Source organism: Rhizobium sp. 05N430, from assembly GCF_056396985.1.
The window spans coordinates 1-21,442 of the sequence record NZ_JBFTMO010000024.1 but is presented as its reverse complement, the minus strand read 5'-3'; the positions used below and the strand labels follow the sequence as shown (position 1 = coordinate 21,442).

The window sequence follows — 21,442 nt, the reverse complement described above, 5'->3', positions numbered from 1 at the left end:
CTACGCCAGCAGTCTCCTGCGGGCCGACGCCATCAGGACGGCGGCCCCGGCCACGCCGGAGGCGAACGAGCCCGCAAGGATCCCGATTTTCACGTGATCCTGAGACGACGCATCCGCAAAGGCCAGCAGTCCGATGAACAGGCTCATCGTGAATCCGATGCCGCAAAGCAACGACACACCTGTCATCTGCGACCAGGTCGCCCGCGCTGGAAGTTGCGCCAACCCGGATTTGACCAGAAGCGCCACCGTTCCAAGTACGCCTCCAAGCTTCCCGAAGAGAAGGCCGGCGGCGACTCCCAAGGTCACTGGCTCCGCAAGGACGCTTGCCGAAGCGCCCGCAAAGGAGACGCCGGCATTGGCGAAGCCGAATATTGGCACGATGAAGAAAGCCACCGGCTTCTGGAGTGCGTGCTCCAGTTTGTGGAGCGGAGAGTCCTCCTGCGCGGCTTCGGGCGTGCCTGGGGTGACTTTCAGCGGAATGGCAAGCGCCAGGACGACGCCCGCGAGCGTGGCGTGAATCCCGGACAGGAAGACGGCAATCCACAGAAGAACCCCAAGCCCGAGATAGGCCCAGATGTTCTTAACGCTGGATCGGTTCAGGATTACCAGGTTCGCGATCAGGACGGCTGCGACGGCAAGTGCAATCACGTTGATGTCTGCAGTGTAGAAAATAGCGATGACGATCACCGCGCCGAGGTCGTCGATGATCGCCAGTGCCGCAAGGAAGATCTTAAGCGAGGCTGGCACCCTGTCGCCGAGAAGGGGGAGGACGCCAAGGGCGAACGCGATGTCGGTCGCGGTCGGAATGGCCCATCCGCGCAGGGTCAAAGGGTCTGAGAGATTGAAGCCGATGTAGATCAGTGCGGGTAGTGCCATTCCGCCCGCCGCGGCAGCACCCGGAAGGATTCGTCGGCTCCAGCTCGACAGTTGTCCGTCCAGCATCTCCCGCTTGATCTCAAGGCCAACCAGAAGGAAGAAGACGCTCATTAGGGCGTCGTTGATCCAGTGCTGCAGACTGAGCGGACCCAGGTAGACATGCAGGGCGTGGAAGTAGACGTCGGCGACCGGAGAGTTTGCGACGACAATCGCAAGCGCGGCCACTGCCATCAGGATCAGGCCGCCCGACGCCTCGCTGTCGAGAAACTGCCGGAGGGTGGATTTGATGCGGCCTCGGATTGTTTTCGACATGGGTTCGCTCCCTCGATGAAGGTTGATCTCAGTCTCCGTCAATCAGGGAAATCCCCAGCGCACGCAGCACACGCCTGTCTTACAATTAAGGAATGGAGAGAGATTTGCCTAGTAAAATCGGCAGGCACTGGCCCTTCTGAAAAAGGCTTGAACGGAACGTGAAACGTCTTATCTGTTCGAATCCCGTCTCTTCTGATAGGAGGTCGCCAATGCGTCTCTCTCAAACGATTTTTTTTGCAGTTGCAGCAGTCGCCATCGTTGGATTGTTCTATCTCGCACTTTCCGTCGGTCATACTATTGCGCCGCCACCGGTGTAGCAGGCACATACGATGAGGCCTAGTGCCGAGCTATCCAGCACCGCTAGCGCCGACGACCGCGAACTGTGCCAAGGCAAGGAAAACCAGGGCTGCGATCACATACGGAACCCGACAATGCATGCGCGTCATCCACTCAAATTAGCGAGCCCAGTCCTTTGCGCGAAGCGTTGGACGCCCGCGCTGAGCTTTGTCTACCGCGCGATTGACACCGCGCTCTAAGCGAACTTCCCTTTCAAAAGTAGGCGGTTTTCGTCTGCGTGGCACGAGCTTCGCGGTTCCTCACTCTATGCTTTGAAAGGGTTCATCATGACCACTGGCACAGTAAAATGGTTCAATTCCACCAAGGGCTTCGGCTTCATCCAGCCGGACAATGGCTGCGCTGACGCCTTCGTTCATATATCCGCTGTCGAGCGCGCAGGAATGCGCGAGCTGGTCGAAGGCCAAAAGATCGGCTTTGAACTCAAGCGCGACAACAAGTCGGGCAAGATGTCGGCCTGCAATCTGCAGAACGCTTAATAGACACTTGGAGGACGCCTCAAGCGCTATGTCCAACGTCAGGAGGTTTTGCCAGACGAATGCGCGCCCTTGCTTCAGGAGGCCCTGCCCGCGGCGAATTCGAGCGCGGAGAGGCTTCGCGTATCACCCGTCTGCCAGATCCATCGGCACGGCGCGTTCTGAAGTCGCTGACCGATGAGTGCCTGCTTGCGTCAATTACCGACAAGGGGGCCGTGTGGCTGCGGTTTCCGGTCCAGGCGCTCGAGACTTTTTCCCTCGTCTCTATCCCGAGGGCGCGTGGCTAATTCGTGCACTAGCAGACTCTTACTACTGTCAATCATAACGGTAAGCCTGCGTTCGAGAGGTAATTGATCATAACGACCATTGCCGAGTATTTTGGATTTGATGCGCCTGATCGATAACAAAGGTCGCCGGTTCTAACCGTCCAAGGCGAGCATGTAGGCGGATGGCGATCTGGGGCACGAGGCGAGGGCCGCCGTATCAAACTTGCTCGGCAGGAAACGAGCTAAGACCCCGCCTAATTTTTCGGGGCCGGACATTTGCCGGGCCGGTTTAGTCGGCGCACCGGCGCGGAGGTGCTATCACCTTTTCTCCGGTCGTGTGGCTGTGGTGCGGGCTGGTCATCGGCCCGCATCAAGCTCTTACGCAACCCGGTTCAGCGCGTCGCCGATCGTGACGACGATGTTTTCGATCTGCGATGGCGCCGCGGATTTGTGATTACTGGTCCCAGTTGCCGGGCGTCAGCGTGGAGGCGAACCGCCGCCAGATCTATCGGACAGGCTCGCAAGCTCGTCCGATCACCTGCCTTCATCACTCTCGTCGTGCCAAGTGCCGGGCGGTCGGTGAACCCTCATTCAATAGTTTTGCCATTGATCGGTCAGCATTGCGCTGTTCGGCGAAAATCGACCATGCGGCGATGAACAAAGCCGCGATCAAGGGGCCGATGACGAAGCCGTTGATACCGAAGAGGGAGATGCCGCCGACTGTCGAGATCAGCACCACGTAATCGGGCAGCCGCGTTCCCTTTCCCACCAACGGTGGGCGCAGCAGATTATCGACCAGCCCGATAACGAAGATGCCGACGAGGACCAGGATCGATGCTTTCAGCCAGGCACCTGTGAGGACCAACCAGATGGCAGCCGGACCCCATACAAGTGCGGCTCCGATTGCAGGAAGCATCGATAGGAACGTCATCGTCACACCCCACAACAGAGCAGCCTCTACACCAAGAGCCCAAAATGCCACGCCGCCGATCGTGCCCTGGATGATCGCTATGATGACGTTTCCCTTTACGGTAGCGCGCACCACTGCGGAAAACTTGTCGAGAAACTGCCGCGTGTAATCGTCGCTGAGCGGGATGGCATGCCGGACTTTGCCGCTGAGGTCAGCGCCATCTCTGAACAGGAAGAAAAGCAGGTAAAGCATGATGCCGAAGCTGATGAACAACTGCAGGGTATTTTGACCAAAGCTGAGCACGCTGCCGCCGATCGACCGGCTCGCCTGTACGGCGGCAGACGAAATGTTCGTGCCCAATTCGGGAAACCCGCCGAGCTTCAATGAGGTCAGCCAGTTGTCTATAAAGGGCGGCAGGGCATTCTGGATCCGGACCAGAGATCCGTTGAGATCAATTTCGTTGCTGCTGATACGTTGGTACAGGCTGGTTCCTTCCTGGATAAGTGAACCTAGAATGATCATTGCAGGCACGATCACGAGGCATATGCACATCAGCACCGTCAGCAGGGCGGCAATGCCGCGGCGGCCGCCTAACAAATGCTCCAGCCGCTTATGCACTGGAAAGAAAATGATTGCGAGGATGACGGCCCAGAAGACAGCGCTATAATAGGGAATGAGCAGCCAGATGAACGCGATCGTCACAACTGCCGTCCGGGATATCGCAGCCGGAGGCTCTTGACGATCCAGCTAGTTTTGACCTTGTTGACACAACGGGCCGGACGCACCATGACAGCCGTCGCGTTCGGGCTGTCGTCATCGAGCCCTTTTAAACGCTCGGAAGTTGAGGAAGGATTGCATGCTCGTACCGAGATAGCGTTCTGCGGGTAGTGGAGGCACAAGCCAGGAAATGCCGCGTCCAGTCGTGCAGAACCTGCAGCAGTCTATCACCGACGATTGCATCAGCCGCTATCCACGGCGTCCTCTCAGTGCGCCATGAATATTGGCATGCTGCTCGGCTCGATCATGTCTCGCGTCACCGTCACGATGGTCGATCCGCTCTCGCGAAAGCGGGTGAATGGAGAAGAGCCAGGCGCCGATATGCCAGCACTATCGATTTGTAATTGGGCGAGAGCGGCCGCCTTCCGCGGTTGATGATGACCGGCGTCGGCGTATCGAACAAAGCGCCATTCATGACGCGTTTCTGCAGTTCCTCGTCGTTGCACGCTTTACGGCTGACAAGAACGACGTCGGCCTACAGCGCCCGAATGATCAGTCGTGTTCTGGGAATCGAGACGGGCACGGCTGATGTGGCCGAGTTCATCCGCCGCCTGGTCTTCAGCACGCTGACCGGCAATGGCGACATTCACTTGAAGATCTGGTCGCTTGTCTATTCCGATCGTCGCACACCGTGTGGTGACTTTCAGCCCGAAGGAACACTGTGCTCTTGCCCGGGTTAGTGCTCCGAGATCAATCCGATCTCTCATGGAGGAAATAAAATCATGGCATCGACAAGTGGATCGCACGGCAGCAAAGCCGGTAGCAAGTCTGGTGGCGCCAAGAGTGCGTCCTCGAAGGAAAGCTCAAGCTCGTCGTCAGGCAAGCAGGGTGGCTCGCACGAGCAGCACGTAAAAGCGGGCGAACAAAGCCACAATAACTCAAAGTAACAGAGCGATCGCAAGCCGCTTCGGCGGGCATTACTGTCGCCAATGGCTCGACGCATCGCCAGCGAACCGAGAACGCAACCTACAGGAGATTTTGGATGAAAGTACGAGAATTCATGACTGCTCAGGTGGTCGCTGCCAAACCGACCGATACCGTCGAAGATGTGGCAAGGATGATGTCTGAGATAGATAGCGGCGCCATCCCGGTGATTGAAGATGACCTCGTCATTGGGATGATCACTGATCGCGATATCGTCATACGCGTCATCGCTGAGCGCAAGGATGGTTTCACGCCTGTCTCCGAAGTTATGACGCAGGGGGTCGAAAGCTGCCTTGAGGATGACGACATTGCTGAGGCTGCGAGGAGAATGGCCGAATTACAGATGCGCCGGCTCGTCGTGTTCAACAGTGAGGGCGAGCTTTCCGGCATCATCTCACTCGGCGACATAGCGATAGAGCATCAGGGCAATTTGGCGACTGAAGCGCTTGAGGAAATCTCACAAGATGAATGATGTCCTTGCTCTGCGCGAAACTACCGACGCCTCTGCGAGCCAACCGTGATGACGGCTGGGGTCGAGGATCGAACCGCGGAGGAAATCGCGGCACGACGCGTGCGACGCGCTGAACGGCGGCTGAAGCAGCGCGAGGCCAACATCAATCGCGCCGCCAAGATGCATCAGGTGCGGATTGCCGCTCCTCCGACTGGCAAACCAATGCCCGAGGATCCCCTCCTAGGTCGCGTCCATATCGGCTGCTCCGGTTGGTACTACTGGCATTGGAAAGGGAATTTCTATCCCTCGGATGTTTCGTCGGACCAATATTTCTCGATCTATCAAGAGCATTTCGCGACAGTCGAGCTCAACGCGCCGTTCTATTCCTGGCCGACCATCAGTTCGGTCAAGACCTGGATCCGCCAAGCCAGGCCGGGCTTCGTCTACACCATCAAGGTCTGCGAGCTGATCACCCATATTGAGCGGTTTGAGAAGACTAAGACCCTGATTGAGGATTTCGGCTATATCGCCGATCTTCTCGGCCCGCAGATGGGATGCTTTCTGTTTCAGCTGCCGCCGAGCGTCCACTACAATCCGAACATGCTGCAGTCCATTCTGGCGCAGCTTGATTCACGCCATAGGAATGTCGTCGAGTTTCGTCACAAAAGCTGGTGGAACCAAGAGGTTTTCAACGCCTTCAAGGCAGCGGGGGCAATCTTTTGCTCTTGCAGCGGTCCCCGGTTGCCCGACGAACTCGTATGTACCGCCGATGATATCTACATTCGGTTCCACGGGATCGAACAATGGTATCGCCACGACTATTCTGACGATGAGCTCATGGTTTGGGCCGAGCGCATAAGCAGGAGCGGAGCGAAAACGATATGGGCGTATTTCAACAACGATCGTGATGGTCATTCAATCAAAAATGCCAAGAGACTAGCAGAGATGCTCAGTCTCGCCCTGAAAGTTTGACATTTCGATGCAACAAACGGTGAAGCAATGAAAGTTGTGGCGTGATGGCAAGACAGTCGGCGGAAAAACAGGCCAACCTCGGCATGTCGGTCGAGATTGAACCGATGGAGGCCAAGTCTGCGGAGGCCCTGCCAACTGGCATGGGATGGCAGTTCGAGCCGAAATGGGATGGTTTCAGGTGCATCGCGTTCAGGAGTGGCGGCCGTGTCGACCTTCGATCAAAGTCTGGAAAACCGTTGGGTCGCTATTTTCCGGAACTGATCGCCTTCCTGGCCAGTCTCCCGGTTGACCGCTTCGTCATAGACGGCGAGTTGGTCGTTGAGATCGACGGGAGGTTGGCCTTTGACGCTCTCCAGGCGCGCCTTCATCCAGCCGAAAGCAGAATTCGCAAGCTTTCTAACGAGACGCCAGCGCGGCTTGTGGCCTTTGATATGCTCATGGGCAAAGACGGCGTACTGCTTCTCGATCAGCATCTTGCCGATCGCCGAGCTCGGCTGGAAGAGTTTTGCAAGACAATCCCCGCTAATCCCCGTCAGTTCGTGGTATCCCCGTTCACGCGCAATCGTGAGAAGGCTGCGAGCTGGCTTTCAGGGTCCGGCGGCGACACCGATGGCGTTGTTTGCAAACGGCTAGATGAGCCCTATCGCCCTGGCGAACGGGCAATGGTAAAAGTCAAGCGAGTGCGTACCGCCGACTGTGTGGTCGGTGGATTTCGCTACGGGAATGATAGTCACCTAGTGGGTTCGCTTCTGCTCGGACTTTACAATGATAATGGCGAGCTCGACCACGTGGGCTTCACGTCAGCCATTTTGGATGCAGAGAAGCCAGAACTGACAAGGCGGCTGGAGGCATTGCGCGAGCCGCCGGGATTCACGGGTAAGGCACCCGGCGGACCGAGTCGGTGGAGCACCGAGCGTTCATCCGACTGGCAGCCGCTGAAACCGGAGCTTGTTGTCGAAGTGCGCTTTGACCAGGTGACGGGACATCGTTTCCGACATGGCACCAAGTTCTTGCGGTGGCGGCCGGACAAGAGCCCGTCTCAATGTGACTTCCGCCAGATTGGCCAGTGAATCGTAGTGTTTGCCGAGATGGACAGGCGAACTAAGCCCTCATTACAGAGAACAGGCGATAGCTATCGACAAAATCAGAAAACACACGCTCGAATTTGGGAAGCCAAACAGCAGCCCGGAAGGGGAGCACGAGCGCCCCTCGCAGCCAGCCGAATAGGAACCGGGAGCAGGAAGCCTCCGGAGGCAGCCATCAGCTGATTGCGGCGCGGCGTCAATCCCAGAATGCGAAAGAAGAGGGGCACACCCTGTTGCACCGGGGGGCGCATGCAGCCCCATATTCCAGCCCGGCTTTCTAAGATCTAATCGGTCGGTGGATGGTGTTTCCCGTACTGATTGCTGTCGTGGGACACGCGACACGAACGCGGCTCTTAACAAGATGCCAAGCTCGCGGTGTGGCGCTCTTGGGCCTTCGCCAATACGACGACGGTCGTCGTAAGGTGAACGTCCTCCACGGCGGCGCAGGACGCTAGCAGGGTGGTTGCTCGACCGATTGTCAGTGACATTCAAAGCAATGTCCGGTACCGTGCGTTTGATCGAGCATCCTCCGGTGGCCGAGAGAAGATCGAAAGCGGTCTTTCGAGCTTGCCTCCCCGCACCGATGGGGTGCACCGAGGCGGTTGAATGCTGACTTGACGACGGCGTCCCAAGCGTCGTGCGAACGTTTCCCAGCAGGCACCGTGTGCCAGTCAGTTTAATCGATGCATCAGCAGTTGCAGTGCAGCGCAGGCACCGTCCTGCTGCTTGAGGGACGAGCCAACGATTGCGCTCGACGTCGAGGACGTCCTCAACGAGGCCGGTTAATGTCGTGCGGATCATATCGTCGTCTGGCGACGCCACCACCTGGCTGGCCAAGGGCACCGGTCGTCGTGATCATCGATCTCGGTCTCCGCGATTGCTTCTGCAACGCCGAGGTGTGGCTGCTGGCCGAGAGCAAAATACCCTTCGTCGTCCACTCGGGCGACGACCATTCCCTAGTGGAAGAGGAACCGGCTTTCGCAAGGGGATACTGGCTCTCGAAGCCGTCGATTTCGGCCGACATTGTCAAGGCGATAGGCGTGGCGATGACGGGTGTCAGAGCATGACCGACAATCACCGGCTCGTTATGGCCCGTATCGGGGCCGAAATGGAAAAGGGAACGTCCACGACGGAGGTTGTCATGATCGTCGCACGCATCTTCAGACGACAGCAGGAGGCCGATAGAGCTGTTTCTAGCCGGACGTCAACGGAAACGAAGTCTAATCGAGGCTGACGCGCTCACTCCTTCGTCACGAGGCCGCCCACATTCGCCTCGTAGTCGCGCTCCGGTATACCATAGGCGTCCCCCGCAAGCATTTTCAGACCGGCTCTGTCGCGAATGGTTATGGACGCTCTGGAGGCCGTGATCAGGCGTTTGCCTTCGAGAATATGGATAGTCGTCGTCACACTCTGTCTGCGCACCGCCAGCATGATGCCGATGAACTCGTGGGTCAGTTCGATATCGTCGCCCTCGGATCGGTCGTGGCACATCAGCAGCCATCGGGCCAGACGCGCCTCAATATGCTGGGTGGCGTTGGAGAAGGCCGTATAGGCGACCTGTACGGACGCCGAATGCAGATAGCGGGTGAGGAGATTCCGCAGGGTGACGCTTTCGGCCATTGCTGCTTGGAGGCGCACGTTCTCGATACGGTGTCCGGCGCCCGGGACTTGCATGAAGACGTGGTACGGACTGGAAAGAACACCGGAGACGCCGGCGGCAGGTGTCAGGCCCTCCCGGCCAAACAGACCGATTTCGGCTTCTGGTTCGGTCGTTGATGGAACGACGACAGATCCGATCCCACTCTCGGGAAAATACGTGAAGTCCCCCGCTTTACCAGGTTCGGCGAGGGCCAGGCTCCGGGGCAGATCCAGGAACTGAAGGTGCGGCGCTATGCGCGACAAGTCTTCTGGGTTCATTCGGATCAGCAGGTTGTTTCGATAAGGGGACGAGTTGGGATTTTGCATATCGCTCTTCCTGATGAGGCAAGAGCAAAACGGTCTCCCAGCCGGTCGCGCCAGACGTCAGCAACCGATATTCAACGGTACGCGCAAAAGGTGTTTTCTTTACGTTCGTGCCACTCCCAATGAAGGCGTACTCCCACAAGAAGAGTGTCCGTAACAAACAGTAACGAATCGAACTCTCTCAGCTTCGCGGCGCCAAAGCCGCGGGAGTCGCGCTGTGGACGTGAGACGTCAACGACGACACGCTGGTGATGGATGAAAAGGGGTGACGGCTATAGGAAACGGGGAGCTGACGTTCGTGCATTTGTTTGAAAAGATTCATCCGGCAGACCGCGACCCCCGTGCGCGCCGCGTTCGTTGCGACCAGAGCGCTCTTCGGCCCCTACAAAATCGATTTTCGGATATTAACGGAGGCATCCAACGTTCGCTGGGTCTCGGCGCGCGGTGAGGCCCGCCTGCCGGGCCGGGAGGCTAGCCCAGCAAGCTCCTCCATCCTCTGGTTCCACGATAAACCTTCAAAACTTCAAGGTACCGGCCCTTTTTCTAATGGCCGGGGGCGCAGACCAAAGAATGCCTGGCGGCGGGAACATCGCTCTCTACTGGAGGTTTAGGAGCGCAACGGAGTGTAAAGCACCATGAATATCTCGAAGATCGCACCCGTCATGATTGCAGCAACCCTCGCAGGCACGGCCTGCCTCGCGGCTGAACGACCGAAGCAGGCAGCTCAGGAGTTCGCCACGAAAGCAGCCTCCGCCAACATGTTCGAAATCGAGGCTGCGAAAGTCGAAGCCGCAAAAGGCAAGGACGGCCCCGCAAAGCAGTTTGCTGCGGACATGCTCAAGGACCTACGGGAAGGCCGGCCCGGAGTTGGAAGCCGCCGCGAAGGCCGACGGCGTAACCGTCCCCACCTCGATCGATGCCGACAGCAAAAAGAAGGTGGATGCCCTGGCGTCTGCCGACAGTGCAAATCTCGATCAGGCCTATCTCTCGACTCAGCTTACGGCCCATCAGGACGCCGTCAAACTCTTCGAACAATACTCAAAATCTGGTCCGGATGGACAGCTTAAGAACACCGCGGGAAAGATTTTGCCCGATCTGCGGATGCATCTCGTTCGCGTCCAAGGCCTTACCTCCAAATAAAGGGCCGAGCCTCACCAAAAAAGGCATCGTGACCGAAAAGACCGCGAACCGGGAAAACCGACGATACCAGATCGTCGGATACCCCGGAATCTAACAAGCGCCCAGACGACTTAGCAAAAAATGCAAGAGAAGGCCTTCAAATGATGTCTTCAAAAGTGGACCCGCTGAGCCTGCCAAGGCTAAGCGAGCGACCACCGACGACGATGAGGGCGGAGACCCCCCCTTGAATAAACGCGCAGAGACCTTCGAAGACCACTTTTTGTTCGTCTAACAGCCACTGATATGCTGTTTCGAGTACTAGTCCGCATACTCAGTCGTGCGCGCCAGATGCCACTTGAGATCCAGCGCTCCGTCGGTCCATCACCCTGTCCCGCGCTCTCCACGACTATCTTCGCCGCGTCCACGGCCTTCCGCGCGGCTCGCACCCGCTCGTCCACGCCTGCGGCTACCTTCACTGCGCTGCGCGCCGAGATCAGCTCTGACATAAAGCGTTTCCGTTCTTTCTCTAGGAGACGAAGTTTTGCCCTTCGCCAAAGTATCCCGCCAACGACGGTGTAGTGGCGGTCTGGGGTCTACAGAAGATGCCGCCCGTTTTTCAAGCGCCGACACCAGCGCTCGAAGTGTCGACATTCCTCAGCCGGAAGAAATAGCGGCGGTCGCCGCCGTCACCGACCGCCGCTGTGGCTCCTCGCCGTCGACCACGCGCCGATTATGCGACGCCGTCGTCGCGCGAGCGCGCAGAACTTGCTGACAGTGGCACGAGCTTGGTCCTTCCCAGCAGTATTACAGGGAAAGGCCGCGATCTACGATCCACCCGGAGCGAGACGATCTCCTGCGGGAGCGCACGAATTTGAGCGTCTTAAACCACGTGCGCCGCGCCAGCTGTAGATCGTCCGCCATCGCTGCCTCCTCTATAAAGCCCTGAGGCAGGTCCCGGCCGCATGAATAACATCCGTTCGCTGTGATGCGAGTCGCTTCTAGGCGCCGCACCGAACACGAACGCGAGGGCTGATACGACGGCGACTGCTGCGATCGGCCTCTTGCGGATCTTGTCCTCGACGCTCTTCACAAACGTGCGAGCCTCCGACATGGCGGGAGATGTCGCGCCGGACGCCATCTCTGTTGCAGGGCCGCCCGCCATGCGATCTACATCTCGTTGAAGCGCACCAAGAGCATCGCGACTCTCGTAGAAGCGATCCGAGTGACGGCGCTCCCGGATGATCGGAGGGGCTCTTCAACCATTCCTTCAAGACGCGTCGCGCTCTTCGGCCTGTTCGATTTCAATAGACTGCACTGCTGGGGAATTTTTCGGTCGGGCATCGTCATTCTTCTGTCTGCTCAGGAAGTCCGCCCAAGAGCTGAGGTTCCATCGCCGCCGTCGCTTCGGAAAGAAATCGTGGTCTGGCCATTCTTTTAGAAAGTCCGACCTAGGTGCGAGAGCGGAACATCCGTTCGCGATGAAGGTTAGCCTCGCAGAAGGAGTAAGCATCATGGGAATGAATAAGCCGAAAGACGGTGCGCCAGGCACCACCGACCAGTCTCCTCGTTGGGAGGGCCCACAGGAAAACACGCCGCGAGGATACATGCCCGCGAAGGACGATCCGGACCGCGCCGAAGATGCCAATGGGGAAACCAATGCCAATCCAGTGGTCAAGAAAGTTTCCCACGGCCTCAAGCAGAAGGGCGAATGAGATGACGGACGTTGAAAAGGATGCGAACGGCCAATATGCGAAGTCGGTCGGTAATCGAAAGGCAACCGGTGTGGCCAGCGCCAAGCCAACCGTCGTCACCGGATCGGAAGACGCGACGGAGCATAAGACGCCGCCAGGTAAGAAGCCCGTCAAGGACTGGGACATCAACTATGATCCAGCCAACATGAACGAAGGCGAGACCCGGTAGCGAGACGTCACCCTCGGGGCTCAGACGACTTCCAACGGAAGCAACGGCGGAGGCCGCGCGGAGTTCGACCACGGTGGCGTCACCGGGCGAAACGACTTGGCCCTTGAGCGCGATTGTCATGCCGTTCTCCAAACCCGGTGCTTTTCCGGGTAGCGCGCAGACCGGTCACCTCAAACTTGAACTCCGGGTATGGCAACGAGGTAGCGCGACGGAGTCGACACTGCAAACGACTGGCCCACTGCGACTGAAACGCCCTCGGGCGGAACAAACGGTGGTTGCGTGTGTTTCGGTGCTGACCGATCAGCAATTTCGCGGCCGGCGGCATTCGAAATCATCGGAGATCAACATGGAAAACGCACAAATCGGCTGGATCGCGGCCATCATTATCGGCGGCCTCGCAGGCTGGCTCGCCGAGATGTTCATGAAGTCGAACATGGGCGTCCTGATGAACGTCATCCTGGGCATTGTCGGCGCGATCGTCGCCAACTTTCTCCTGTCGCTCTTCGGTGTCGCGCTAGGCGGCTGGCTTGGTTACCTGATCGCTGGCTTCATCGGCGCCTGTATCCTGATCGCACTCGCGCGCATGCTTCGTCGTACCGCGTAGGGAAAGCGCGCTGGGGCCCCCAATACCGTCACGGAGTTCAAGTATTTTCGGTCTCGTGTCTCCGGACATGGTCGGCAAACGAGCGGTTCGACGAATATCTTCCTGACGCGAGGTGGACCAGATAAAACGGTCGAGATGCTCCCGCCTGAAAAGCAACAGCGCTCCATCTCGTCATTGCAAAGGTTGCCCAGGTCATTCCCGATGCGAAGGCGCCAGTCATGGTATCTGGCGCGCTGCATTGGCTAAAATTAATTATGAAGCCGAAGACGACGTCTATCATCTGCTGGGGCCATGCCGTCGGCGAAGAAGCCAGGTAAATGGACGAAATCGCCAGCGGTGGTTCGAGACTTAGAGTCGGCGACAGTGACGCTGAAACAAACCTACAGCAGGCCTGCATCACTAGAATTAGAGTGGTGCTAAAGGTCAGTTGGCAGGTGGTTCAACCTGCGTGACAGCGACAATCAGGTTTCAGGCGGCCGGCGAAGCTTTGATTTGGTGGTTGCCTGCATTAGATCGCGCGCAAACAAGTGATATCGAAGAGACTGCCGCCATTTTAAGAGGTCGGCACGAGCGATCGCGGTAGTTTCGCCGCGAATTAAACCCTCGGCGATTTCGGCCTCAGAAGCGGCTATATTGCGCTTGTCCTCGGTTATGTTTTGTCCTGCTACTTCGAACGCAGATCGGTTGGGCATTTTCCGCTCCTTCGTGGGTTTTGGGAAAATCCAGAGTGCAGTATTAAGCACTGGCGCATTTGTAGACTGAGTTCAAAAGGTTGGTCATCGATGGACTCAGTGAGTCAGGATTTGTAACAGCGCTTCGACTTTCAACGGTCGGGAAGCTCTCGCTTCTGATCTCCCATCCGGCTCACTTGTCACTATCGGTATCCCTCCATCCTCTTTTCCGATAGGATTCTCACCCGCCTGTTTCGCTTTACCAGCAAGCCCATGATGGCTTTCTGTCATCGCCGGCACCCTCCTGACGACTGGGACCCGGCACTGTTGGGAGATTACCCCTCCCCATCTTCGACCATTCCCTCGGCTGGCGTGCCGATCGCGGAGGAAGCAGCGGTTTTGACAGGTGTCTTGATCTTTTCCGTGTCCCGGTCGCGCTTGTCTGGCATGGCTATGCGCAGACCCTTTCCAGCCTCCTTCCCAAGCTTCTCGCGGCGCCGGTCGGCATCCGCGCTGTCAAAAGCTCGGGCGTCATCAGTCTCCGGCGGTATTATTGTCTTCGTCATAGGATATACCTTTCGTGCTTATTGCGGCCTCTGACAGAGCGACCTGACGTCCGCATACAGTGCGGGATAACGCGTTTACGCGCCATCTTCCTTAGTCTGCTGTGCGCGTGCGCGTAGATTCTTCTGAACGCTTCCGATGCGCTTGTCCTGCAAATCGGCAGACCTTCAGAGGCACCCAAACCTTCCGCCTGTCGTTAAGTTCCCGGAGAGAAATTGGTCATTCAACCGGGTATCCGGATTTTCCGTCGCAAGCGCTACCGATGAGTTCTCGGGCTGTGCGAACCAGGGCATCAACTGAGATTTCGAACTTGGCTCAAACGTCGTCGCGGTGATCAGAGCAAGCCTTCGTCATACCGAAAACGTATTTGCTTCCGGCCAGGAAGCACCACCCTTCATCTAACTGGAAGCCGTTCACGGAACATTCGCCCGGCCGGAATGTTCTTGACAGAAAGGAATTGTGCAATGCAGCAAGTCTTATCTTGGGCGCGGCCCGTCCAACTTGGCCTCGGTGACGGGGCAGCGCGATTGATATACGGCCCGGCAGATGCCTTACGGTCGCTACGGGAGTGGCCGGCAGGGGGCGGCTGGTTTTTCGAACGCGCCATAAACCGGTGTCACGCCGCGCTTGAGACGGAGGGGGATCTGGAGCTCTCCCGGCAGGCCTTCGTTGCAGCCTCACTGGAAGCCTCGATCCCATTTGTCTGACCAGTTTTCACACTGCAGCACGATTAAGAGCATTGCAGTGCTTGGCAAAGGTCGATCTTTCATTTTCTGGCCAAACAGCGTCGACCATTTTGCATGATGCACACTGGCGTATAACTCTGGACCTTGAAGAAGGAAAAGCTGAACGAAATCTGAAGGAACTGCTAAGAAGAGGAACGTCGGTCTATCGCCCGACTAGGCGTGGGTCTTGCGCGCGAAAGCTCAACCAGAAGACGAATAGCACGGTCCTCGAAAACTAACCGTTGACGAACCCGCTCCCCTGTCGTATAAGATAGCTTATCGATCTTTTGCTTGCCGAGCTTTGTCTACCGCGCGATTGGCACCGCGTTTTAAGCGAACTTCCCTTTCAAAAATAGTCGGTTTTCGTCTGCGTGGCATAAGCTTCGCGGTTCCTCACTCTATGCTTTGAAAGGGTTCATCATGACCACTGGCACAGTAAAATGGTTCAATTCAACCAAGGGCTTCGGCTTCATCCAGCCTGACAATGGCGGCGCTGACGCTTTTGTCCACATCTCTGCCGTCGAACGCGCAGGAATGCGTGAGCTGGTCGAAGGCCAGAAGATCGGCTTTGAACTCGAGCGCGACAACAAGTCGGGCAAGATGTCGGCCTGCAATCTGCAGAACGCTTAATAGATATCTGCTTCCCTTTGACCACGGATGTACTGGCATCGCCGGAGGCAACTATCAGTTTGAGGCCAGGCAATTCGCCTGGCCTTTTTCGTTTTGGCGTCATAGCTGACATCGAGGACATTCAATGACAGAGACATATAGTAAATCTCGCCAGCAGGCCGAGACCGCCTTCGGCCATCTTCAGACGGAGTTCTTCGCCAAGAACAATGCGGCGGAAGAGCTTGAATCCGTGGCCCAGGCGCGCGATGCCAAGACGTTCAGGCTGCGCGAAGCGCGCCTCGCCAAGGAGCAAGCCGACCGGATATCTGCAACATCTGCGCTGCTTGCCAAACGAGCCAAGGCCGGCTGATCATCCCAACGACAACTATCAGGATAAAAATTTGAGACACGCCAGAAACAACGAACTTACCGACCGACGCTCCGCTGCTGCGGACGCCAAGACAGCTCTTCTCACGAGCTACCGAGCTGCAAAGACGGCGGCTGAGCCGTCACAGGCCGCCAGACAGGCCGAGCGCATCTCTCTTGTTGAAGCGCGCGAGGCGCGCCGTGCGGAACGGGATCGGCTAAAGCATGAGGAGCTTACCCGGGTCGAGACCCTTGCGGCTCAAGAACAGGCGGCGATCGAGGCAGCAGCTGCGGCAGAGATCGAGGCGCGACAGGCGGCAGAGAATGCCCGGATATCACGGGTTGTTCAAGATGAGGCCGCTCGCAAAGCCGAGCGCGACAGACGTTATGCCGCCCGCAAGGCCCGGCATGCTTAGTATCCAGGGACCCACCTTTTATTGGATGGTCCGTGGATGATTGCATCTGGGCCTGGCCGGAGCTACTTTTTCAGTTCTGCCGTCAACCCTGCTTCGATCCCACAGGCCTGAATGAACATCGTCCAGTCGATACGGCCATTCAGAAGCGGGGGCGATTTCCGGTAGGTGATCAATCTGGCCAGAGATGGCCGTATATTCACCAACACTCGCCTTGATGTGATTGGGGCGATGCGAAGCTCGCAGAATTCCGAACTTTTTCACTGACGTGATGACGGGTCGTGTTTTGTCATGCTCATTCCGTTTCTGTCGACACCAAGCGGAAATAGGGGCGCCCGTTGACAAAATATGTTTAGGGCAAGTGGTTACCTGTCGATCGCTGGCTCTTGAATGGGGCGCTGCAGATTTTTGTGCTGAGGCATAGATAGGCTTGCAATAACTCACCCCTATGGCAATAATTATGAGTTATAGAGAAGGCGGCTATAACTCATGAAATGGAACTGGCAGAACCCCGATTGGCCAAACTTCAGGTACGATACCGCAAGCCTGGTACCATTGGAGCAGAAATTCTTGCAATCCGCCGGCGAGGTTATCGGTGCTGTTCGACATTTCAACGATGACGACAGCAACCAACTTCGCATTGAGTTGCTGAGCGACGAAGCGGTCAAGACCTCAGAGATTGAGGGGGAATTTCTGGACCGCGCGAGTGTTCAGTCATCGCTCCGTCGGCAGTTCGGGCTAGACACTGATGGCAGACAGATCCGCCCACAAGAGCGGGGGATCGCCGAGATGATGGCGGATGTCTATCGAAGTTGGCGTAGGCCGCTGCGTCGTGAGGGACTGTTCCAGTGGCATTCAATGCTGATGGCCGGAAATCGATATATTGAAACGGTTGGCGCTTATCGCAAGCATGAAGACGCTATGCAGATCGTGTCAGGTCCATTCGAGAAGCCCACAATCCACTTCGAGGCTCCCCCGTCCCGCCAGGTTACCACTGAGATGGAGACCTTCATCGCATGGTTCAATCAATCCGGGCCAGATGGCCACATGTCGCTTCAAGCTTTGACGCGCGCAGCAGTAGGCCATCTTTACTTTGAAAGCATACATCCATTCGAGGATGGCAACGGCCGAATTGGGCGCGCGCTCGCCGAGAAATCCCTGGCGCAAAACATAGGGCAGCCAAGCCTCATTTCACTCGCCTTCACAATCGAGAAGAGCCGGAAGGCCTACTACTCAGAGCTTGAGCGGCACCAACGCAAACTTGATATCACAGACTGGATCATTTTCTTCTCGAAAACGATCCTGGATGCTCAACGGGCGACGCTTGAGCGCATCGATTTCTTCATTCAGAAAGCACAGTTCTATGATCGTTTCCGGGGCCGGCTCAACGAGCGCCAGGAAAAGGTAGTCGCGCGCATCTTCAAGGAAGGCACGGCAGGCTTCAAGGGGGGGCTAAGTGCCGAAAACTACATCTCGATCACAGCTACATCCCGCGCTACAGCAACACGCGATCTTCAGCAGCTCGTGGAGATCGGTGCGCTGACGCGTACCGGCGAACGTCGGCATACCCGGTACTCGCTGTCTTTGCGGAAATAAATTGCAGCTAGTCTAATGAACTCCAACAACGTTATTATCTTGGTGAACGATTATTCGATTCCGCTCGAAGGTCGCGAGGATACGGCCTCCTGCCCAGATACCATCCATTCCTGCCCGCCACAGCTCATGGTGCGATTTTATCGGAATCACCGACATTGAAAGCGAAGAACGGGTTGAGGGCAAATGCCGTCGCGGCCAGCGTCGTCGCGAGGCCGATTTTCAACGGCGTGAGCCACAGTGTGTCGGCGGCCAAAAACTCCGGCCAAGCAAGGCCCTCCAGTCCTCTAGGAGCGGGAAGTGCAGGCTGGGTGTCATCAGCGCCAGAGCTGATAACTCCGACAGGGATTGGATTTCCGAGAGTAGTTTCCTGTGCCATCTTATTCTCCATGGTTCGAGACTGCCTATCGGCAATCCCCATCGACGGTTCCCAGTTTGGTCCAATATGGCTGCCTTTTCATGACATTGAGTACGAAGGTGTCGTTGCCCTCAAGAGCAGCGGCCGTAGACCGTCAGTCGAAACCGTCCGTCTTTCCGGAGCGATACACGACAACCGGGTCGCCTTCTTCGCCGACGACCGGATTTCCGTCACGACGAACGACAAGGACGCCAGCGTGGCTGGACGCCATCTGTTTCGCCTCCTCGATCCCTTCAGTGTCGGAGGCGTCAACAACAGTCTCCCAAGCCTGTACGGCCTGGCCGCGGTCATCGAGGTCGAATGCGAATACGCTGATGGAAGAAAAAGTGCCGGGCATAAAACTTCCCCTTGGGTGTCCCATAAGGGTGTGGGGCGGATAGCGCCAATCGAGTTGGCGCCATAAGTTCATGCCAACGCGTGTTTGATGCGCTCAACATGAGATGATGGAGCTGTGCCCAGCTCATCCTCGGCGACTGAAATCTCGGATACGGTCAGTCCAGTGGCGATCGCGAGGTCCTCCAAGCTGTAGTTTTTGGCTATACGAGACGCCTTCAGGCTGGCAGCTGTCGACTGCGGTATGTGCGAAATTTGATCCATTTTAATGCTCCTTCTCGCCGCATTTAACGGCGAAGCAGAATTCTGGTTCCGCCGAACTATTTCGAGGTCGGATTTTGGTTCGCGGCGAGCCTCATCCGTCTTAGACGCTCGCTCTTTTCGTGGCGAAGTCGGCGCTCTTCGTCGGCGAAGTCCGTAGCAATCTTGTTGGTATGTTCGAAAGCTGCCGCCCGTTGTTCCACAGTCAGTGTCTTTCTGATCCTGCTCACCATGATAATTTTTCCTTTGGGGATTTCGTCCATATGGGAAGGTGTGGCCGCTCCTTCAAACGCATCAACACGCTTTGTCCAGTAACGGACGCGTGACGTCACGGTCTTGAGAAGGGAGCGCCAAGACCCCATTTTAGATCGGCCACCCCACGTCACACGAGCCTCCGAAGCAGCGTCCGCCGGCGCATGCGTGAGGCTTGCGCGCGGGGTGAGAGGGTCGCTCCCTTTCCTGAAGGTCGAGCGCCCTCGGACCCTTTGGTTTCGGAGAAGGCCAATAGCCGAAAAAAAGGCCCTCTCACGGGGGGTGAAGAGGGCCGTAAATATCAGGAGATCGGTCAATGGAGGTCGCCATCGGCCGACTGACAGCGGACACTGTCGTCGCCTAACGTAACGGAACGAGAGTGCTCCGGTATCCCTAGATTTCGCCAGGGGCGTGGAGCCGCTATCTATCTGGGCTCCATGAGTGGGCGCGATTGCCAGACAGTGCTCAGACGGCGGCGATCGCGAATGATCCTGTCACAGCCAAAATCGTTTGGGGACACGCAATGGCCGCCGAAAAGTTATCCGGAATAGTGATCGGCCCCCTTGGACTAAGCCATCGTCTAGCGTTTACTCCGATGGTGCAGCGGGCAGGGCGCGTTTGTGTTCCGACGCACGATACATCGTCACGAAGCGGTCCAGCGAGCTTTGTTTGATTTCCTTGCCTTCCAGAAAATCGTCGATCTCGTCGTAGGTTACACCGTAGGCATCTTCGTCGGGCCTCAACGGAGCATCGCTCTCTAGGTCGGCCGTGGGGGTTTTGAACACGAGTTGCTCGGGTGCGCCGAGATGTTGGGCGAGGGCACGAACACGACGCTTGTTGAGGCCCGACAAGGGTAGGATGTCGGCCGCTCCGTCTCCGAACTTCGTGTAGAAGCCCATCAATGCTTCCGCTGCATGGTCGGTGCCGATTACGAGGCCGCGCGTGGCACCCGCTAGAGCGTACTGGGCGATCATGCGCTGGCGAGCTTTAACGTTCCCCAAATGGAAGTGGAAGCGGTCAACCTCCAGAAGGTCACCTGCGTCTTTTGATATGGCCGCCATCATAGCGTCGGCGGCCGGCTTGACATCAATGGTGACGATCCTGTCGGGTTTGATGGTATCCAACGACAGTTGCGCGTCGACCTCGTCTGCCTGGTCGCCGTAAGGCAGCCTCACAGCGGCGAACCGCGCATCGTAGCCAGAAGCTCGGAGATTCGTGACTGCGCGCTGTGCCAACAACCCGGCGGTGAGGGAGTCGACGCCTCCACTGATACCCAGGACATAGACGCGGCATGCCGATGCCCGCATGTAGTTCTCCAGGAAAGATATGCGTTTTGCCGCTTCCGCATCCAGGCTGAATACTCTGGAGACGCCCAGTCGTCCGATTATCGCTTTTGCACAGGCAGCATGTCTGTCTTCCATCCCAAAATAGAAACTTCTCAAGTGGACGTGTCTCACATGTGGCGAAGCTCACGAAATGATGGAGCCTGAAGGGCGAACACGTGCCAACTGATCTCCCGTCTCGGCATCGTAAATCGAAAGATCGACGACAAAGTCTCCTGACTTGGCAAGCTGATCAAGAAGGGTCGCCGCTAGTCGAAGTGCACAGATCGGATTGACCGCGATGTCCATGGTCTCTGTACTGGACAAGGCAAGCCGGGCCAAATGGCAACCGTCATGAAGGGGGGCGAACATCTGAAAGCTTTCCACCTCAAGATAGGCATCTGCCTCGCCTTCGGTCGTCGGACGGCGGCTCGTGAAGAGCTCTGCGAAAGAAAGCTTCTGATCGTTGGASAGCATAGGTTCAGTCCCTCAGTGATTGGTTATTTGTATGTGTTGGAATATGGGATCAGACGCAGAACCGGATAGGCAGTCCTTCGGGCACAATGAGACGACAAATCCGACCGGTCACTGTCTCGAAATCACCTCGATTAGTGTTGCATTCGCTAGTTGGACCAGCGAACCGTCTAGTGTGCAGTCATAAAATTGTCCTAGCGACGAATGGGCTACAGCGAAACCCTTATGGGAGTAGGCTTTCATGAAGATCGCCGCCGCCGAGTCCGTCCACCCGTCATCAACACGTGAACTGCCCCCACTTTCGACCGGACACTCAGCATAAGCAGGAAGGCTCAAGCACAGGCTTGAGGATAAGCTTATGTCTAACGAGTTTCGACAGGTTGATCTGATGATCGGTGACGTCCGGCGGCGACGCTGGACAACGGAGCGCAAA

The 21,442-nt window shown here is 57.2% G+C and carries 24 protein-coding genes and 2 pseudogenes; 16 read left to right on the top strand and 10 right to left on the bottom strand.

Annotated features, from left to right (window positions below; all coding sequences use genetic code 11):
- Entirely contained in the window at positions 1-1,188 is a 1,188-nt protein-coding gene (gene nhaA, locus AC1DJO_RS27945; RefSeq protein WP_477973931.1) for a Na+/H+ antiporter NhaA, read from the bottom strand.
- Between the two features lie 623 nt (positions 1,189-1,811).
- Here nhaA and AC1DJO_RS27940 point away from each other — a divergent pair.
- Positions 1,812-2,021, top strand: coding sequence for a cold-shock protein (locus AC1DJO_RS27940; protein WP_162698825.1), 210 nt, complete (start codon positions 1,812-1,814; stop codon positions 2,019-2,021).
- Positions 2,022-2,831: 810 nt separating this feature from the next.
- Here the strand turns inward: AC1DJO_RS27940 and AC1DJO_RS27935 are convergent.
- Positions 2,832-3,914: an AI-2E family transporter gene (locus AC1DJO_RS27935; protein ID WP_112446139.1), complete on the bottom strand. Its 1,083-nt coding sequence runs from the start codon at positions 3,912-3,914 to the stop codon at positions 2,832-2,834.
- Positions 3,915-4,456: 542 nt separating this feature from the next.
- Between AC1DJO_RS27935 and AC1DJO_RS27930 the strand changes: the two are divergent.
- The 5 genes and pseudogenes from AC1DJO_RS27930 to AC1DJO_RS27910 all read left to right on the top strand — a co-directional run.
- Positions 4,457-4,603: pseudogene (locus AC1DJO_RS27930) on the top strand (type II toxin-antitoxin system HipA family toxin); the annotation flags it as partial.
- 350 nt (positions 4,604-4,953) lie between these two features.
- Complete coding sequence (locus tag AC1DJO_RS27925; protein ID WP_112389269.1) at positions 4,954-5,367, top strand: CBS domain-containing protein; 414 nt, start codon at positions 4,954-4,956, stop codon at positions 5,365-5,367.
- Between the two features lie 48 nt (positions 5,368-5,415).
- Positions 5,416-6,318 (top strand): DUF72 domain-containing protein, encoded by a 903-nt coding sequence (locus AC1DJO_RS27920; RefSeq protein WP_442208169.1) that lies wholly within the window; start codon positions 5,416-5,418, stop codon positions 6,316-6,318.
- Positions 6,319-6,362: 44 nt separating this feature from the next.
- Positions 6,363-7,388, top strand: a complete 1,026-nt coding sequence (locus AC1DJO_RS27915; RefSeq protein ID WP_477973930.1) for an ATP-dependent DNA ligase — start codon at positions 6,363-6,365, stop codon at positions 7,386-7,388.
- Positions 7,389-8,188: 800 nt separating this feature from the next.
- Positions 8,189-8,470, top strand: coding sequence for a hypothetical protein (locus tag AC1DJO_RS27910; protein ID WP_442208171.1), 282 nt, complete (start codon positions 8,189-8,191; stop codon positions 8,468-8,470).
- 172 nt (positions 8,471-8,642) lie between these two features.
- Here AC1DJO_RS27910 and AC1DJO_RS27905 read toward each other — a convergent pair whose 3' ends face one another.
- On the bottom strand, positions 8,643-9,368 hold the full coding sequence (locus tag AC1DJO_RS27905) for a Crp/Fnr family transcriptional regulator (protein WP_112446142.1): 726 nt from the start codon (positions 9,366-9,368) through the stop codon (positions 8,643-8,645).
- Positions 9,369-10,000: 632 nt separating this feature from the next.
- On the opposite strand from AC1DJO_RS27905, the pseudogene AC1DJO_RS27900 reads away from it, so the two are divergent.
- The 5 genes and pseudogenes from AC1DJO_RS27900 to AC1DJO_RS27880 all read left to right on the top strand — a co-directional run.
- Positions 10,001-10,153: pseudogene (locus AC1DJO_RS27900) on the top strand (hypothetical protein); the annotation flags it as partial.
- Positions 10,154-10,232: 79 nt separating this feature from the next.
- Complete coding sequence (locus tag AC1DJO_RS27895; RefSeq protein WP_442208173.1) at positions 10,233-10,505, top strand: DUF4142 domain-containing protein; 273 nt, start codon at positions 10,233-10,235, stop codon at positions 10,503-10,505.
- A 1,490-nt stretch (positions 10,506-11,995) separates the two neighbouring features.
- Positions 11,996-12,196, top strand: coding sequence for a hypothetical protein (locus tag AC1DJO_RS27890; protein ID WP_112389264.1), 201 nt, complete (start codon positions 11,996-11,998; stop codon positions 12,194-12,196).
- 1 nt (position 12,197) lies between these two features.
- Positions 12,198-12,404, top strand: a complete 207-nt coding sequence (locus tag AC1DJO_RS27885) for a hypothetical protein (protein ID WP_112389263.1) — start codon at positions 12,198-12,200, stop codon at positions 12,402-12,404.
- Between the two features lie 346 nt (positions 12,405-12,750).
- Positions 12,751-13,008: a GlsB/YeaQ/YmgE family stress response membrane protein gene (locus tag AC1DJO_RS27880; protein ID WP_112389527.1), complete on the top strand. Its 258-nt coding sequence runs from the start codon at positions 12,751-12,753 to the stop codon at positions 13,006-13,008.
- 461 nt (positions 13,009-13,469) lie between these two features.
- Here AC1DJO_RS27880 and AC1DJO_RS27875 read toward each other — a convergent pair whose 3' ends face one another.
- Together AC1DJO_RS27875 and AC1DJO_RS27870 are read right to left on the bottom strand one after the other, a co-directional pair.
- Complete coding sequence (locus AC1DJO_RS27875; protein WP_112540252.1) at positions 13,470-13,700, bottom strand: hypothetical protein; 231 nt, start codon at positions 13,698-13,700, stop codon at positions 13,470-13,472.
- 314 nt (positions 13,701-14,014) lie between these two features.
- Positions 14,015-14,245 carry a hypothetical protein gene (locus tag AC1DJO_RS27870; RefSeq protein ID WP_112446145.1) on the bottom strand — a complete coding sequence of 77 codons (231 nt, stop codon included), beginning with the start codon at positions 14,243-14,245 and terminating at the stop codon, positions 14,015-14,017.
- 435 nt (positions 14,246-14,680) lie between these two features.
- Between AC1DJO_RS27870 and AC1DJO_RS27865 the strand changes: the two genes are divergently transcribed.
- From AC1DJO_RS27865 to AC1DJO_RS27845, 5 genes are all read left to right on the top strand, one after another.
- On the top strand, positions 14,681-14,950 hold the full coding sequence (locus AC1DJO_RS27865; protein WP_112389260.1) for a DUF982 domain-containing protein: 270 nt from the start codon (positions 14,681-14,683) through the stop codon (positions 14,948-14,950).
- 438 nt (positions 14,951-15,388) lie between these two features.
- A complete protein-coding gene (locus AC1DJO_RS27860) occupies positions 15,389-15,598 on the top strand; it encodes a cold-shock protein (protein WP_037135461.1) in 210 nt (69 codons plus the stop codon).
- A gap of 124 nt (positions 15,599-15,722) precedes the next feature.
- Positions 15,723-15,947 (top strand): hypothetical protein, encoded by a 225-nt coding sequence (locus AC1DJO_RS27855; protein ID WP_112389259.1) that lies wholly within the window; start codon positions 15,723-15,725, stop codon positions 15,945-15,947.
- A gap of 31 nt (positions 15,948-15,978) precedes the next feature.
- Positions 15,979-16,359: a DUF6481 family protein gene (locus AC1DJO_RS27850; RefSeq protein ID WP_112389258.1), complete on the top strand. Its 381-nt coding sequence runs from the start codon at positions 15,979-15,981 to the stop codon at positions 16,357-16,359.
- A gap of 486 nt (positions 16,360-16,845) precedes the next feature.
- Entirely contained in the window at positions 16,846-17,952 is a 1,107-nt protein-coding gene (locus AC1DJO_RS27845) for a Fic family protein (RefSeq protein WP_112446146.1), read from the top strand.
- Positions 17,953-18,076: 124 nt separating this feature from the next.
- Here AC1DJO_RS27845 and AC1DJO_RS27840 read toward each other — a convergent pair whose 3' ends face one another.
- The 5 genes from AC1DJO_RS27840 to AC1DJO_RS27820 form a co-directional block, all read right to left on the bottom strand.
- Entirely contained in the window at positions 18,077-18,328 is a 252-nt protein-coding gene (locus AC1DJO_RS27840) for a hypothetical protein (protein ID WP_148194382.1), read from the bottom strand.
- A 133-nt stretch (positions 18,329-18,461) separates the two neighbouring features.
- The gene (locus AC1DJO_RS27835) at positions 18,462-18,704 is read right to left on the bottom strand and encodes a hypothetical protein (protein WP_112389255.1); all 243 of its coding nucleotides are present in this window, start codon (positions 18,702-18,704) and stop codon (positions 18,462-18,464) included.
- Positions 18,705-18,772: 68 nt separating this feature from the next.
- On the bottom strand, positions 18,773-18,964 hold the full coding sequence (locus tag AC1DJO_RS27830; protein WP_112389254.1) for an XRE family transcriptional regulator: 192 nt from the start codon (positions 18,962-18,964) through the stop codon (positions 18,773-18,775).
- Between the two features lie 836 nt (positions 18,965-19,800).
- Positions 19,801-20,634, bottom strand: a complete 834-nt coding sequence (gene nadE, locus AC1DJO_RS27825; RefSeq protein ID WP_477973929.1) for an ammonia-dependent NAD(+) synthetase — start codon at positions 20,632-20,634, stop codon at positions 19,801-19,803.
- A gap of 48 nt (positions 20,635-20,682) precedes the next feature.
- Positions 20,683-21,012, bottom strand: a complete 330-nt coding sequence (locus AC1DJO_RS27820; protein ID WP_112446148.1) for a hypothetical protein — start codon at positions 21,010-21,012, stop codon at positions 20,683-20,685.
- Positions 21,013-21,442: the final 430 nt, after the last annotated feature.

What these genes read in the sequence shown, in the direction of transcription:
- nhaA (WP_477973931.1), bottom strand. Translation starts at nt 1,188, where the DNA reads ATGTCGAAAACAATCCGAGGCCGCATCAAATCCACCCTCCGGCAGTTT.
- AC1DJO_RS27940 (WP_162698825.1), top strand. Translation starts at nt 1,812, where the DNA reads ATGACCACTGGCACAGTAAAATGGTTCAATTCCACCAAGGGCTTCGGC.
- AC1DJO_RS27925 (WP_112389269.1), top strand. Translation starts at nt 4,954, where the DNA reads ATGAAAGTACGAGAATTCATGACTGCTCAGGTGGTCGCTGCCAAACCG.
- AC1DJO_RS27920 (WP_442208169.1), top strand. Translation starts at nt 5,416, where the DNA reads ATGACGGCTGGGGTCGAGGATCGAACCGCGGAGGAAATCGCGGCACGA.
- AC1DJO_RS27915 (WP_477973930.1), top strand. Translation starts at nt 6,363, where the DNA reads ATGGCAAGACAGTCGGCGGAAAAACAGGCCAACCTCGGCATGTCGGTC.
- AC1DJO_RS27910 (WP_442208171.1), top strand. Translation starts at nt 8,189, where the DNA reads ATGTCGTGCGGATCATATCGTCGTCTGGCGACGCCACCACCTGGCTGG.
- AC1DJO_RS27905 (WP_112446142.1), bottom strand. Translation starts at nt 9,368, where the DNA reads ATGCAAAATCCCAACTCGTCCCCTTATCGAAACAACCTGCTGATCCGA.
- AC1DJO_RS27890 (WP_112389264.1), top strand. Translation starts at nt 11,996, where the DNA reads ATGGGAATGAATAAGCCGAAAGACGGTGCGCCAGGCACCACCGACCAG.
- AC1DJO_RS27885 (WP_112389263.1), top strand. Translation starts at nt 12,198, where the DNA reads ATGACGGACGTTGAAAAGGATGCGAACGGCCAATATGCGAAGTCGGTC.
- AC1DJO_RS27880 (WP_112389527.1), top strand. Translation starts at nt 12,751, where the DNA reads ATGGAAAACGCACAAATCGGCTGGATCGCGGCCATCATTATCGGCGGC.
- AC1DJO_RS27875 (WP_112540252.1), bottom strand. Translation starts at nt 13,700, where the DNA reads ATGCCCAACCGATCTGCGTTCGAAGTAGCAGGACAAAACATAACCGAG.
- AC1DJO_RS27870 (WP_112446145.1), bottom strand. Translation starts at nt 14,245, where the DNA reads ATGACGAAGACAATAATACCGCCGGAGACTGATGACGCCCGAGCTTTT.
- AC1DJO_RS27865 (WP_112389260.1), top strand. Translation starts at nt 14,681, where the DNA reads ATGTTCTTGACAGAAAGGAATTGTGCAATGCAGCAAGTCTTATCTTGG.
- AC1DJO_RS27860 (WP_037135461.1), top strand. Translation starts at nt 15,389, where the DNA reads ATGACCACTGGCACAGTAAAATGGTTCAATTCAACCAAGGGCTTCGGC.
- AC1DJO_RS27855 (WP_112389259.1), top strand. Translation starts at nt 15,723, where the DNA reads ATGACAGAGACATATAGTAAATCTCGCCAGCAGGCCGAGACCGCCTTC.
- AC1DJO_RS27845 (WP_112446146.1), top strand. Translation starts at nt 16,846, where the DNA reads ATGAAATGGAACTGGCAGAACCCCGATTGGCCAAACTTCAGGTACGAT.
- AC1DJO_RS27840 (WP_148194382.1), bottom strand. Translation starts at nt 18,328, where the DNA reads ATGGCACAGGAAACTACTCTCGGAAATCCAATCCCTGTCGGAGTTATC.
- AC1DJO_RS27835 (WP_112389255.1), bottom strand. Translation starts at nt 18,704, where the DNA reads ATGCCCGGCACTTTTTCTTCCATCAGCGTATTCGCATTCGACCTCGAT.
- AC1DJO_RS27830 (WP_112389254.1), bottom strand. Translation starts at nt 18,964, where the DNA reads ATGGATCAAATTTCGCACATACCGCAGTCGACAGCTGCCAGCCTGAAG.
- nadE (WP_477973929.1), bottom strand. Translation starts at nt 20,634, where the DNA reads ATGGAAGACAGACATGCTGCCTGTGCAAAAGCGATAATCGGACGACTG.